15 protein-coding genes are annotated in these 14,040 nt (G+C 27.9%); 9 read left to right on the forward strand and 6 right to left on the reverse strand.

What is annotated here, in order from left to right; genetic code table 11:
* Nucleotides 1-92 precede the first annotated feature (92 nt).
* Nucleotides 93-737 (reverse strand): hypothetical protein, encoded by a 645-nt coding sequence (locus I6E31_08035; GenBank protein ID MCF2639919.1) that lies wholly within the window; start codon nucleotides 735-737, stop codon nucleotides 93-95.
* A 376-nt stretch (nucleotides 738-1,113) separates the two neighbouring features.
* On the opposite strand from I6E31_08035, the gene I6E31_08040 reads away from it, so the two are divergent.
* The 3 genes from I6E31_08040 to I6E31_08050 all read left to right on the forward strand — a co-directional run bounded on the left by I6E31_08040 (nucleotide 1,114) and on the right by I6E31_08050 (nucleotide 4,132).
* Nucleotides 1,114-1,749 (forward strand): hypothetical protein, encoded by a 636-nt coding sequence (locus tag I6E31_08040; protein ID MCF2639920.1) that lies wholly within the window; start codon nucleotides 1,114-1,116, stop codon nucleotides 1,747-1,749.
* A 43-nt stretch (nucleotides 1,750-1,792) separates the two neighbouring features.
* Nucleotides 1,793-3,664: a hypothetical protein gene (locus I6E31_08045; protein MCF2639921.1), complete on the forward strand. Its 1,872-nt coding sequence runs from the start codon at nucleotides 1,793-1,795 to the stop codon at nucleotides 3,662-3,664.
* A 93-nt stretch (nucleotides 3,665-3,757) separates the two neighbouring features.
* Nucleotides 3,758-4,132, forward strand: coding sequence for a hypothetical protein (locus tag I6E31_08050; protein ID MCF2639922.1), 375 nt, complete (start codon nucleotides 3,758-3,760; stop codon nucleotides 4,130-4,132).
* A 97-nt stretch (nucleotides 4,133-4,229) separates the two neighbouring features.
* Here the strand turns inward: I6E31_08050 and I6E31_08055 are convergent, their stop codons facing one another.
* The gene (locus tag I6E31_08055) at nucleotides 4,230-4,421 is read right to left on the reverse strand and encodes a hypothetical protein (GenBank protein MCF2639923.1); all 192 of its coding nucleotides are present in this window, start codon (nucleotides 4,419-4,421) and stop codon (nucleotides 4,230-4,232) included.
* A gap of 164 nt (nucleotides 4,422-4,585) precedes the next feature.
* On the opposite strand from I6E31_08055, the gene I6E31_08060 reads away from it, so the two are divergent.
* Genes I6E31_08060 through I6E31_08085 form a run of 6 tightly spaced genes read left to right on the forward strand, consistent with a single transcriptional unit; the run spans nucleotide 4,586 to nucleotide 10,021 of the window.
* A complete protein-coding gene (locus I6E31_08060) occupies nucleotides 4,586-5,401 on the forward strand; it encodes a histidinol-phosphatase HisJ family protein (GenBank protein ID MCF2639924.1) in 816 nt (271 codons plus the stop codon).
* Nucleotides 5,402-5,422: 21 nt separating this feature from the next.
* Entirely contained in the window at nucleotides 5,423-6,505 is a 1,083-nt protein-coding gene (locus tag I6E31_08065) for an extracellular solute-binding protein (protein ID MCF2639925.1), read from the forward strand.
* Between the two features lie 31 nt (nucleotides 6,506-6,536).
* Nucleotides 6,537-7,358 (forward strand): alkaline phosphatase family protein, encoded by an 822-nt coding sequence (locus I6E31_08070; protein MCF2639926.1) that lies wholly within the window; start codon nucleotides 6,537-6,539, stop codon nucleotides 7,356-7,358.
* A gap of 2 nt (nucleotides 7,359-7,360) precedes the next feature.
* Nucleotides 7,361-8,212, forward strand: a complete 852-nt coding sequence (locus I6E31_08075; protein MCF2639927.1) for an ABC transporter permease — start codon at nucleotides 7,361-7,363, stop codon at nucleotides 8,210-8,212.
* Complete coding sequence (locus I6E31_08080; GenBank protein ID MCF2639928.1) at nucleotides 8,213-9,013, forward strand: ABC transporter permease subunit; 801 nt, start codon at nucleotides 8,213-8,215, stop codon at nucleotides 9,011-9,013.
* 3 nt (nucleotides 9,014-9,016) lie between these two features.
* The gene (locus I6E31_08085; GenBank protein MCF2639929.1) at nucleotides 9,017-10,021 is read left to right on the forward strand and encodes an ABC transporter ATP-binding protein; all 1,005 of its coding nucleotides are present in this window, start codon (nucleotides 9,017-9,019) and stop codon (nucleotides 10,019-10,021) included.
* A 174-nt stretch (nucleotides 10,022-10,195) separates the two neighbouring features.
* On the opposite strand, the gene I6E31_08090 is transcribed toward I6E31_08085, so the two are convergent.
* From I6E31_08090 to rsgA, 4 genes are read right to left on the reverse strand one after another with little or no spacing between them, the layout of a single operon-like run.
* On the reverse strand, nucleotides 10,196-11,818 hold the full coding sequence (locus I6E31_08090) for an NFACT family protein (GenBank protein ID MCF2639930.1): 1,623 nt from the start codon (nucleotides 11,816-11,818) through the stop codon (nucleotides 10,196-10,198).
* Nucleotides 11,819-11,835: 17 nt separating this feature from the next.
* Nucleotides 11,836-12,510, reverse strand: coding sequence for a winged helix-turn-helix transcriptional regulator (locus I6E31_08095; GenBank protein MCF2639931.1), 675 nt, complete (start codon nucleotides 12,508-12,510; stop codon nucleotides 11,836-11,838).
* Between the two features lie 3 nt (nucleotides 12,511-12,513).
* On the reverse strand, nucleotides 12,514-13,155 hold the full coding sequence (locus I6E31_08100) for a ribulose-phosphate 3-epimerase (GenBank protein ID MCF2639932.1): 642 nt from the start codon (nucleotides 13,153-13,155) through the stop codon (nucleotides 12,514-12,516).
* Entirely contained in the window at nucleotides 13,148-14,035 is an 888-nt protein-coding gene (rsgA, locus tag I6E31_08105) for a ribosome small subunit-dependent GTPase A (GenBank protein ID MCF2639933.1), read from the reverse strand. Before rsgA ends, I6E31_08100 begins: the two co-directional genes overlap by 8 nt.
* Between the last annotated feature and the right edge of the window lie 5 nt (nucleotides 14,036-14,040).

Consider the following 14,040-nt stretch of genomic DNA (forward strand, 5'->3'; position numbering starts at 1 on the left):
CTAAACTTTTAAATAAATAAATTTTATCATAGAAAGTACTAATTTACAGAAATAAGTTCACACCCTCTCCTTGTTTCTTTTTGTATTATATTTTAAAACTCTTCAAACTCCTCTTCATCATTGTTTAAATCTACCTCTTGAAAATATTCTATCACTCTTCTTAACCACCCTTCTTCTATTAAAACTTTTCTTATTCTTCCACATTCAATTTTTTTAATTATTCCATTGTGAGCTCCTCTATTTCTATTATCAATAACTCTATTTTTACCTAACTCTTGTATTAAACCATTGAAAACTCTAGCTTGTTCTAATTTTTCAATCAAGCTTCCAAAAGTTAGATTTTCTTTTAAGCTTAATTTTCCTCTTAACTCTATTTCAAATAATTTAATATAACCAATATATACTCCACTAAAATCTATATCTTCATTTTCATTTAAAAATATATATTCAGAAGAGATTAAACTCTCTCTACTCTCTTCATTTAGAAAATCATACTCTCTTTCTATTCTTTCTCTTATAGAATTAAGTGGATATTTTTTATTTCTAGGATTTTCTTTTAAATTTTTGTTCTCTCTATTTAATTTTGTTACTTCATCTTTTAAATGAGAATTTCTCATTCTCAATAACTCAATCTCTTTACGTAATCTTTTTATCTCTTCATTTTCAACATCAACATAGCCAGAAAAAACATTGTACATCTCCTCATTAAATTCATTCACATTAAAATTATATTTCATATTTCATTCCTCCATTATTTGTTTTATTTTTATGTGTAAATTATAGCTTAAAAATATTACCTCTTTTTCTAAAAAATTACCTAAATTACTCATCTGAAACTATTGTACTTAATATTTCTATTACTCCACCTAAAATTGCTACTACTCCTAATATTATCTTCTTATTAGTATTATTCATATTCAACCTCCTAATTTTTATTTTTCTTTCCTTGTTATATGTTAATTATATATTTTCCATTTACTAAAAATAGTAGAATATTTACTTTTTTTATAAGGGAGAGAAGGAAAGTTTAATAACAAGAAATTATCTATTTTTTTATTCTGTTTTTATGATATAATCAGATTAGAATTAAGAGCATAATAGGGGAGATAAATTATGAAAAAAGTTGATATAATTTTAAAAAGTGATAGAAAATTTAAAAATAATGCTTCAGAAGGATTGAGAGGGTATTGTGGTAATCATTTTAAAAATATAGTTCAATTTCACAATCATTTGGATGAGCTATCTTTTAATTATGATTTCTCTTATATTCAATATAGGGTAATAGATGGAGAGTTAGCTATAATGGGGATAGATAAGGGAGCAGATATTCTTTTAGAGCATATTGAAGAGTTAAAAAGTATTAAGTTAGGAGAAGAGATAATTGAGGTTGAACCAGAAATAACAATCACTTTTCCAACACCTGAGGTAACAGATGAGATGTATAAATATAAATTTGAAACTCTTTGGTTTGCTTTAAATGATGCAAATTATAAAAAATATATTAAGGGGGAATTTTCTCTTGATAATCAGTTGAGAAATAATATTTTGGAATTTTTCAAAATGTGTGGAATATGGGTTGATAAGAGAATTGTAGTAAGTGGAGAGTTTAAAGAGGAAAAAATTATAAAAAAAGATACTGAAATTTTAGTTTTCTCTGGGGAGTTTCAAACAAATGCTTTACTTCCAGATAATATCTGTTTAGGGAAAAGAAAGAGTATAGGACTTGGACGTATAAAAAGATTAAAATAGAGTTTATATGATATATTAAAATATTATTTTAGGGAGAGAATTTATGTTAAGAGAAGAGATAAAAAATAGTATAAGATCATTATTTTCAAAGAATGAGTATTCACAAGAAGAGATTGAAATTATGTTAAAATTTCATCTAAATGAAGCTTTAATTGAGAGAGAGCAGGAGATATTAAATGAGCTATATTATAAGAAAATGGCTCAACAAAATTTAGCTATAACATCTGATAAAAAAATCTCTACCCTTGCTTCATGTGTAAGTTTGTCTAAAATAATTCCTCAAGATTATTTGGAACTTCCTATTTTTAAATCTCTTAGAGTTTTTAAAGAGATAAAAAATATCTATCTTCTTTACACTAATGAAAGTAAATTTAATTTTAAAGAGATATCTGAAAAATTGGAAAAACTTAATATAAAAGTTATTGGAAAAAATATAAAAAATGATACTATTGATGATATTTATATAACTATTAGAGAGTTAGCAATTAAAGGTGAGATTAATAAAGAAAATACTATTTTCGATATAACTTTAGGTTTAAAAATGTCTGGAATAGCTTTCTATAAATTAGCATCTGAAAGAGGATTTATCTCAATTAACTGGAAGGAATTACAATTGCCTATATATAAGTATGATGAAAAAAATTCTCTTTATGAGGAGACAAATTTTGGAAAGAGAATACCTTTAACAGTGACATTGGAACTATTGAAAGAGCCACTAAAAGAGAGTATTAAAACATACACTATGTTAAATGAAGCTTTAGAAAATAAAGAGTATAATATTATAAGTAGCCATTTTAAAAATATAGGAAATGATGATATTAGCTTTCTTTTTGAAAACTTGGCTCAGCTGTTTACCTTTGAAAATATCTCTTCTTTAGATTATAAAAAGTTTTTTAAAGATGTAGAAGAGTTTTTAAAAAAGATATTTTTATATCCTAATTTTACAGATTTTACAAAGGAGAAAATAAAAGATTTCTTAGCTTCTCTTTTAGTATTGATCTCTTATGAGCAAAAGGATAGAAAAACATTGATTCAAAAGGAATTTTCTTGGGTAAACAATAGTGAATTTTATTTTCCATTTACATATATTCAAAAACAGGCAATAAATTTTATTGATCAAGAGGCTGATAATTCAGAGATAACAACTTTATTAAAATATAGAGATAATAAGCTTATTGAAAAAATAGATGTGAAAGATGATTTTGAAGAGGAGATCTACTATAAAAAAGAGATCTACTTTTATCTAATTTTAGAATATTTTTATAGTAAGATTAGAGATAAAGAATCAAATAGTTTTTTACAATTTTTAAAGAAAAATATTTTAAAAGAGTTTAAAATTAATTTAAGTGGTAAAAATAATTTAATTGATAGTTTAACTTTAGATGATTTTATAAAGATTATATTCTACAAATGTGATTTAGAAGATTTAGAGGATTATGATAAAGAGGATATTCAATTGATAAAAGATACTCTTAAATTTTTAAATATATGTGAAATTTTTAAAGAAGATCCTACTAGAGATATTGAATTAAAAGGTTATACTTTAAAGATTTTAAAATATAATATTGAAATTGATTTAATTGAAGAGGAAGAGATGAGAGAAGCTTTCAATAAAAAGGGAAAAAGATTACAAGCTTTTGCTCAACCTATTGTTAATTTTATCAACTGTGGAAAAAATAACTTTAAACTTACAGAGAAAAATATATATGAGTATGATATAGATGAAAATAGAGAAAAAACTTCAAATGGATTAAAAAAAGATTTTAGTAGATTTAAAACAAAAGTTATTTTACCATTGAATAATATTGTAAAAAGAGAGTTAGAAAATAGGGAAATTACTTCAGAAGAGTTTATAATTTTTAATAGTAAAGAGAAATCTTTTACTATAAATGATGAGTTTTATATAATTAAGTAAGAGAAATTTTTATAAAAAAGTAATATTTTGAAAAAAAGGGTAAATTAGCTGTGGTATTATAATTGCATAAAGCTAAGATAAAGGAGAAATTTAATGGATAAAAGATTAATTTTACTATTTTCACACCAATTAACACCACAACAATTAAAAGATGCAAAAGAAACACTTCAATGCAATAAGATAATATATTTAACTGATGAACTATTGTATAAATGGCAAAATATAACACCTGAAACAGATATACAAATCTTTAAAGACTTTTTAGTTGAAAATGCAAAAGTTGGAGATTATGTTTTAATTCAAGGGGAATGGGGAACAACTTATAATATGGTAAATTTTGCTAAGGAAAAAAATATGATACCTATCTATTCAAGTACAGCAAGAAAAGTTATAGAGGAAAAAAGCGGATCAGATAATAAAGTAATTAAAACATCAATATTTGAACATAGAGGATTTTATAGATACTAAAATTAAAAGGAGTTATAGTAGATCAAATGATTTGCTACAACTCCTTTTCTTTATACTGAAGATCTAAATTTAAAATAATAAAATAAATAAATAGTGCCTATTTAGCTATTTTTTTGAATTTCAAATTTTTTTCAATAAGAGCAAAAACGTCATCATGAGTAAGAGTTTTTTGACCTTTTAAAGTTTCAAGATACTCTTTTACAGCCTCATGTTCTTTTTTTGGGTATTTATTGATGATGTAGTGTACATCGTACTCTTGACTAAAGTTTACGTATTTATGTTCTTTCATTAAAACCATCTCCTAAGTCTTCAGCAACTTAATTATAGTCCTTTTTATAAAAAAATTCAACAGTAAAGTAGGAAGAAATTATTTTTCACTCTAATTTTACACTCTATAAATATTTTTTTAACCTAGTTACTATAAAATTTTTTTATAAAGCAAGGAGGGAAAAAATGTATAAAGCAGATTCACATGTACACAGTAATTTTTCAGGAGATTCTGTGGAGAGATTAGAAAATATAGCTGAAAGAGCAATAGAATTGGGAATGGATGAAATTACAATAACAGATCATCTTGATTTAGATTATGCAGATGGGATAAAGATTTTTGAATTAAATGTTCCTAAATATATTGAAGCTTTAAAAAATCTTAAGGAAACTTATAAAGATAAGATAAAAATAAGAATTGGAGTTGAATTGGGACTTCAACCACAATTAGTGAGAAAGTATGATGAGATTTTTAATTGTGAAGATATAGACTTTATAATCGGATCTTTTCATTGCATAAAGGGTATGAATGTAGCAGGAAGAAAGTTTTTTGAAAAGTATTCAAAAGATGAAGCACATAGAATGTATTTTGAAGAGATTTTAGAAACAATAAAGCTATTTCCAAGAATAAGTGTATGTGGACATCTTGATTTTATAAATAGATATGGAAAAGCATTTCATAATGATTATAAAGAGATAAATTTTGAACTACACAAAGAGATTATTGATCAAATTTTTATAAAACTTATAAAGAAGAATATAGGAATTGAATTAAATACTTCGGGATTGAGATATGGTTTAAAAGATTTTCATCCATGTAGAAGAAACTTAGAAAGATATAAAGAACTTGGTGGAAGAATTATAACAGTGGGATCAGATGCTCATAAAGCCTCAGATATAATGAAAGATTTTGATAAGGCAAGAGAGGAATTAAAAGAAGTAGGTTTTGAAAAATTTTGTACATTTGAAAAGAGAAAAGCAATATATAGAGATTTAGATTAAAAATTAGGAGGATATTAAAAGATGAAAAAATTATTACTAGGGATTATGATTTTAGGAGCATTTGCAAGTTGTGGAAGTAAGGAGGAGCCAAAACAAGAGGTTGCAGCTAAAGCTCCTATGACTTTAGAAGAGATAACAACAGCAGCAAAAGCAGAAGGAGAGGTTAATAGTGTTGGAATGCCTGATGCTTGGGCAAACTGGGTAGGAACTTGGAAAGATATAAATACAAAATATGATTTAAAACATCTAGATACAGATATGTCAAGTGCTGAGGAAATAGCAAAATTTAAAGCTGAAAAAGAAAATGCTACAGCAGATATTGGAGATATTGGTTATGAGTTTGGAACTGTTGCAGTTGCTCAAGGAGTAACTCAACCATACAAACCTACAACTTGGGAAGAGATTCCTGAATGGGCAAAAGATAAAGATGGACATTGGGTAATAGGTTACACAGGAACAATAGCTTTTATAGTAAATAAAGAGCTTGTAAAAGATATTCCTACATCTTGGAAAGAGCTAGGAGAAAGCAATGCAAAAGTAACAGTGGGAGCTGTTGGAATTGCATCTCAAGCTACAAACTCAGTTCTTGCAGCAGCTTTTGCTTTAGGAGGAGATGAAGGAAATATTCAACCTGCTATAGATTATTTTGGTAAGATGGCAGAACAAGGGAGACTTCTTTTAAATGACCCTATGATAGCAAATCTTGAAAAGGGAGAAGTTGAAGTAGGACTTGTTTGGGATTTTAACGGACTTAATTACAGAGATCAAATTGATAGAGAAAAATTTGAAGTTTTAATTCCATCTGATGGATCATTAACAAGTGGTTATGCAACAATAATCAATAAATATGCTAAACATCCAAATGCTGCAAAACTTACTAGAGAGTTTATTTTAAGTGATGAGGGACAAATTAATCTTGCTGAAGGATATGCAAAACCTATCAGAACAGGTGTTGTACTTCCTGAAGATGTAAAAGCAAAACTTCTTCCAAATGAGCAATATCAAAATGCAAGACCTGTAAAAGATTTTGATGCTTGGAAAAAAACATCTGAAAATATCTCTCAATTATGGCAAGAGGAGGTAATTTATAAAGTAAATAAATAAACTTTATAAAACTGTTATGTATAAAACTGTTATAGAAGAAAAAAATAGAGTAATATTTGTTCTTTTAGATGGATTAAACTATAAAAATTCAGAGTATATGGGGTATATGATAGCTCTTGAAAGAGAGGGAAAAGTAAAATTTTCAAAGGTTCTTTCAGAGATGCCAAGTCTTTCCAAACCTCTATATGAAACATTGTTAACAGGAAAAAAGCCTATTGAACATGGAGTCCTTAATAATGGGACTCCAATTATGTCAAAGGAAAAAAATATCTTTTCATTATGCAGGGAAGCAGGGCTTATTACAGGGGTATCAGGGTATTATTGGTTAAGTGAACTTTATAATTCAACGCCTTTCAACAAGATTAAAGATACAAATACGAATGATGAAAATAAAAATATTCAACATGGAAGATTCTATACACTTGATCACTATCCAGATGAAGTTGTATTTATTGATGGAGAGTATATAAGAGAAAAGTACAATCCAGATTTTTTAATGATACACTCAATGAATATAGATGATATTGGACATAAATTTGGTTCAGATAGTAAAGAGTACAGATATAGTGTAAGAGTAGCTGATAATCTTCTATCTACATTTGTTCCAAAATGGATAGAAGAGGGGTACACTATTATTGTAACTTCAGATCATGGAATGAGTGTTGATGGAATGCACAGTGGAAAAGGTGAACTTGAAGCTGAAGTTCCATTTTGGTTAATAAATGATAAAAAAGATTTACAATTAGGTGAGGAGATAGAGCAAATTTATGTTGCCTCTATTATCAGTTATTTTTTAAGAATTGGAACAGAAGAGATGAAAAAAAGAGCAGAAATTTTTTACAGGGGGTACTAAAAATGAAGAGGAAAATAAAAGAGAAGATTAAATATGGATTGTTTTTAATTCCTCTTCTATTAATAGTTATATTCTTTTTAGTTGTTCCAATAGTTTCAGTTGTAGAGGGAAGTTTTAGAGCTGATGGAGATAGTGTATATTCACTTTATAACTATAAATATATTTTTCAAAGTAAATTTTATAGACAGGGATTTTATAATAGTATAAAAGTTTCAGCTCTCTCAACAATATTTGGAATGATAGTATCATTTCAATTAGCTTACTCAATAAGTAGACTTAGTGAGAAGATAAGGGGAAATGTGCTTTTGTACTCAAATATGATGTCAAATTTCTCGGGACTTCCTCTTGCCTTTGCTTTTATAATAATTTTAGGAGCAAATGGGGCGATGACAATTATCTTACAAAAATTAGGAATAGAGGGCTTTGATATCTATACTCAATATGGATTGATACTTGTATATACATATTTCCAAATTCCTTTAGGTACACTGCTTCTATATCCTGCCTTTGATTCTCTTGATGAGAGATGGAAGGAAGCTTGTAGCCTTTTAGGTGGAGGAAAGTTTGATTATTGGAGGAGAATAGGGTTTCCAATTTTAAAATCTTCAATTATTGGAACAGGGATAATTCTTTTTACAAATGCTATTGGAGCTTATGCAACTGCCTATGGAATAATGGTATCAAACTATAATATCATTCCTATAAGAATAGGAGCTTTGATTTCTGGAGATATAATATTAAAGCCAAATCTAGCCTCAGCTCTTGCAGTTCTTTTGATATTTATGATACTTATTGTGTTTTTTATAAATGAAAAATTTGTTCAAAACAATAGATTTAGAAGGGAGGAGAGATAGATGGAAGATAATAGAAAACACTATATTATTACAACTATAATACTATTTTTTCTCTCTATTCCTGTTATAGGAACGATTCTTTACTCTTTAAGTAGCAGTTGGGGGGCAACAATTTTACCAGATGGATTTACATTAAAATGGTTTGTAGCACTTTTTACTGATTTAAGATTTCTAGTCTCTCTTCAAAGAAGTTTTGCAATAGGAATTGTATCTCTTTTAGTGAGTATGTTTGTGATAATTCCATCAATAGTAATATCAGCTTACTACTTTCCTAAAGTTTTAAAAGTGATAGAGTTTATCTCACTTCTACCTTTTATGGTTCCTGCTGTTGTTCTTGCAGTTGGGCTTTTGAATGTTTATTCTGGGGTAAATGTAAGAGTGTTTGGAGTACCTCTCATAATTATTGGAGCATATTTTTCTGTGGCATTTCCTTTTATATATAGAGGTATAAAAAATAGTCTTGATGGGCTTCATTTAAAAAGTCTTGTGGAAACTGTAAATATTTTAGGTGGAACAAACTTTGAAGCATTTAGATATGTTATTCTTCCAAACTTAAAAAAGGGGATAATGAGTTCAGGGATACTTAGTTTTGCTATTCTCTTAGGAGAATTTATGTATGCTAACTTGCTTATTGGTGGAAGTTTTGAAACACTTCAAGTTTATCTTTACAATATGAAGGGAAAGAGTGGACACTTTACAAGTGCAATGGTAACTCTGTTTTTCCTATTTATATTTGCAGTGACATTTATTGCAGTAAATATTGAGAAAATATCAAAATCGAAGGTAAAAAGGAAGGATTAATAGATGAGTTTTGTTGAAATAAAGAATTTTGAAAAATCATTTGGAGATACTAAAGTATTGAAAAATTTAAGTCTTAATATTGAAGAGGGAGAGTTTATAACTCTTCTAGGTCCGTCAGGGTGTGGAAAGAGTACTCTTTTAAGATGTATAGCAGGGCTTAATTCAATAGATAATGGTTCAATATTTATTGATAATAAAGATATGACAAATACTTTACCAAAAGATAGACATATAGGAATGGTTTTTCAAAACTATGCTCTTTTTCCAAATATGACAGTTTGGGAAAATATAGAGTTTGGGCTTAAAATGAAAAAAGAAAAAGATTATAATGAAAAGATAAAAAGTATTATAGATATGGTTGAACTTAATGGAAAAGAGGATTACTATCCTAATGAACTTTCTGGAGGACAACAACAGAGGGTAGCTTTTGCTAGAGCTTTAATAACAAGACCTAAGATACTTCTTCTTGATGAATCTCTTTCAGCTCTTGATGCTAAAATAAGAAAAAGTTTGAGAGATAAGTTGAGAAAAATTCAAAAGCAATTGGGAATAACAACAATATTTGTAACACATGATCAAGAAGAGGCACTAGCTGTTTCAGATAGAGTATTTGTTATGAATAAAGGGGAGATTTCACAGTTTGGAACTCCTGAAGAGATTTATACAAACCCTGCTAATGAATTTATGGTTGATTTTATTGGAAACTATAATATTTTCAAGGGAGAAGATGCAGAAAAAATATTTGGCATAAAGGATAAAATAGTTGCTGTACGTCCTGAATCAATCTATGTGAGAGAAGAGGGAAGAAATTATCAAGAGGAGAATTTCTGCACTACTAAAGCTCATATAAAAGATTTTATGATAACAGGTAATATTATTAGATATACAGTTGTGAAAAACAATGTAGAATTTTTAGTTGATCTTTTAAATAGAGGGGAGAATAAGCTATTTGGAAAAGATAGTGAAATTGAACTTATGTTTATGAAGAAAGAGATAAAAATTTTTTAATTTAGCTCCTAAATACTTTTCTATATTTTAAGAATACTTTCATATGAGAGTATTCTTTTTATATATGGTAAAATTGTAAATTGAATTTTTATAAAAAATAGGTACTATTACAAAGTAATAATTGAATTACCACTTTAATAATAGTACCTTATTTAATAAAGAATCTTTTTAAAATTAGATCTTCTCAGGTTTTGCAATAAGAATATTCTTTTCATTTACATATGTAACAAACCCTGGCTTTCCACCTTTTGGCTTATTTATATATCTCTTTTGAGTATAGTCAACACTTATTTTATCCCCAGTACTACTCTTAGAATAGAAAGCAGCTACCTCTGCTCCCTTCATAAGCATCTCATCTGTGACCACACTTGCCTTTATAATAACATGTGATCCTGGAATATTTTTTGAGTGTAACCAGATATCATTTTTTTCAGCTACTTTAAAAGTAAGATTATCATTTTCAATATTGTTTCTTCCATAGAAAATTCTATAATCTTCAAACTCAAGAACTCCATATCCTATTTCTTTATTGACTTTTTTCTTGTTACCTTTCTTTTGCTGAACTTTTAAATATCCCTGTGCAACTAACTCATCTTGAATCAATTTCAAGTTGTTAGTATCATCACTACTATCAATAAAAAGTTTAACACTGTTCAGATATTCTAATTCCTCATTAATCTCTTTATTTCTTCTAGCATTAGCCTCCATTCCTCTTTTTAACTTATTGTATTTTTTATATGTTTTTTCAAGGTTCTCTTGCGGAGAAAGTTGAGGTTCTAAAGGTATTTCAATCTCTCTATTATTGTAGAAATCATAAGTTTTTAAACTTGTCATACCTCTTTTTATAGAGTATATTGAGGCAGCTAAAATATCTCCTAGCTCCTTATGCTTTTCAAAATCACTTTTCTCTTCAGCCTCAGCTTTTAAAATAGAAAGGATCTTACTGTTTTTCTTTACCTTTTTATTAATATTATCTAAAAGTCTTGTTTTTAAAGTATCAAAAGAACTAGATAGATTTTCAGTGTTGATATAGTAGTTTATAATCTCTCTAAAACTATCAAACTCCAATACCTCATCATATTTTTCCTTTGGCACAATATTTAAAACTGTTCCTAAAACAATTCTCTTATTATTTAAAAATATTTTTGGTGATAGAGGGGTATCTAATATATTTTTAAAATCATAAAAATCTTTTATATTAGAAACTGTTAATTTTCCAATTCCCTCTACATTTTTAAGAAGAGTTTTTTCCTCTACAAATCTATTAAACTCCTCTTCTCTTACTTCAATAGGAGATATTTTTTCATCTATTACAGGTTGTTCATACTGTAATCCTGGGAACATAGCTCTCAGTCTATTCTCTTCAAGAGAGAAACGTTTTAATAGGTCTACTATTTTATTTTCTCCATCAACTAGAATAAAGTTAGAGTATTTTCCCATAATTTCAAAAATTATAGAGTAGTTCTTCACTTCTCCAAGCTCATTTATTCTAGCAAATTTAAATACCAATATTCTATCAAATCGAAGTTGCTCTACATCTGTCAACATAGCATTTAATAGATGTTTTCTCATATTAGCTGCAAGTCCTGTGCTATTTTCTAAAACTCCCTCTTTAGAGTTTGAGATATAGCAGATAGGAAAAGTAGGGTTACAAGAGAAAACTAACTCTGTTTTTCCAAAGAAAACTGACAATGATGTTTCAGTATTTTTTGTTATTTTATTTATTTTTTTCCCTGTAAGCTCTCTTTTTAATTCATCTTTTATCTTATTTAGTGATATTCCATCAATGTAAAACATATGCACTCCTATGTTAATTAATCTTTTTTAATTCCAATAAGATTTTTAGCATCAAGAATATCAAGTACTAAAAGTTCTCCATCATTTTTCTTTAAAATAAAGTTATCTTTATTATCACTTTCCATAATTTCAATAACTGTAAAGTTTTCAACTCCATGGCTAGCAAAATAGTTTTGAACTATTGGAGTTCCTTTAATTTCAACTATTGATACTATACTTCCAACAGGAAAATCAGTAATTACAAGTGGTCTAAAATCATTTGTTTTCTTTTTCAAAGAATCAAGGATAATTTCAAAGACACTTATAAAATGTTCTAATTCCTCTTTTGGAATATTTTCTGTGATACTTGACATAATCATTTTATGATAGTTGTTGTGGTATGTTAAAGCACTAGCTCCTTTAGGAGTAAGTGAAACAAAAACCTTTCTTCTATCTGAATTTGATCTAACTCTAGCTATAAATCCTTTTTCTGTAAGTTTAGAAACAGCAACAGTAGCTGTTCCCATTGTAATTCCAATCTTATCTGACAACTCATTCATAGTTAATGAGTCTTGTCCTATTGCCTCTATCAAATGAAGTTCTGTATGAGTAAGACATTTTATCCCTCTTTTTAGAGCCATATCTTCACTTTTAAAAAATAGTTTATAGAAGTTCCCCAATAATTCATCTACCTTTTTAATATTTGCACTCATATTTTACCCTCTCTTTAATAAATTTATTCTTTCCTCATAATCTCCTGAAAATACATAAGAACCAGCAACAAATATATTTGCTCCAGCTTCGATACATTGCCCAATAGTATCAGCTGTAATTCCTCCATCAACTTGGATATCTACATCTTTACTTAATGCTCTAACATCTTTTATCTTTTCAACTGCACTTGGTATAAATTTTTGTCCTCCGAATCCTGGGTTTACACTCATAACAAGTACCATATCAATATCATTGATAATATATTTTAATACATTAACTGGAGTGGCAGGGTTTAAAGATACTCCTGCTTTTATTCCGTGAGCTTTTATCTGTTGAATAACTCTGTGAAGATGTAGTGTAGATTCAGCATGAACAGTTATTAAATCTGCTCCAGCTTTTACAAAGTCATCAATATATCTCTCTGGTCTATCTATCATTAAGTGTACATCAAAAACAAGTTTAGTTCTATTTCTTATAGCTTTTACAACAGGGGCTCCAAAAGTGATGTTAGGCACGAAAATTCCATCCATAACATCTATATGCACATAATCTGCACCTGCTCTATCTATTGCCTCAATCTCTTCCCCTAATCTGCTAAAATCTGCTGACAGTATTGAAGGAGCTATTTTAATATTTTTATTCATATTTATTCCACCTCTCATTTTTTAGTTTTTCATATATTCTTTTGTAAAATTCATATCTAGTTTGTGAGATCAATCCCTCTTCTACCCTACTTTTAATTATACAACCTGGCTCATTTAAATGCAAACAGTTATGGAATTTACAGCTTTCTTCCACAGCAAATTCTGGGAAAAGTCTAATCAACTCTTGAGCATCTTTAATATCTGGAAGTTCAATTGATGAGAAACCTGGGGTATCAATAATATATCCTCCATCTTTTAATGGTAAAAGATTTGTATCTTTTGTTGTGTGTTTTCCTCTCTTCAATCTCTTACTTGTCTCTCCAGTTTCAAGTTTTTTAGCATTTTGTAGAAGATTTATAATACTTGATTTTCCTACTCCACTAGGTCCTCCAAAAGCAGTTATCTTATCTTTGATAAAAGATTTTAGTTCTTCAATTCCAATATTTTCTCTTTCTGATACAAGAAAATAGGGTATATTTAGTTGCTTTAAAAACTCTAAATTCTTTTTGATATCCTCTATCTCTTCCTCAGACAAAAGATCTATCTTATTTACAACAATAATTGGAGATATTTTATAATAGAAACCTCTAAGAATTAGAATGTTTAATCTTTCATAGTCTATTGCAGGATCTTTTCCAGCAAATTGTATTACTAAATAATCTATATTTGCCACTAAAGGTCTTTCAACTAGATTTTTTCTCTTTTCTACTTTTATAATAGCATTGTCCTCAGATATCTCAACTATATCTCCAACAACACAATTTTGCTTGTCATCTTTTCTTTTTAAGATTCCTCTAAGCTTACACTCATACACTTGTTCATCAACTTTTACATAGTAAAAACCTTGTATTTTATTTATAATAATACCTTTTATTTTCATCCCTC

The organism is Fusobacterium varium (assembly GCA_021531615.1).
Taxonomy (GTDB): Bacteria; Fusobacteriota; Fusobacteriia; order Fusobacteriales; family Fusobacteriaceae; genus Fusobacterium_A; species Fusobacterium_A varium_C.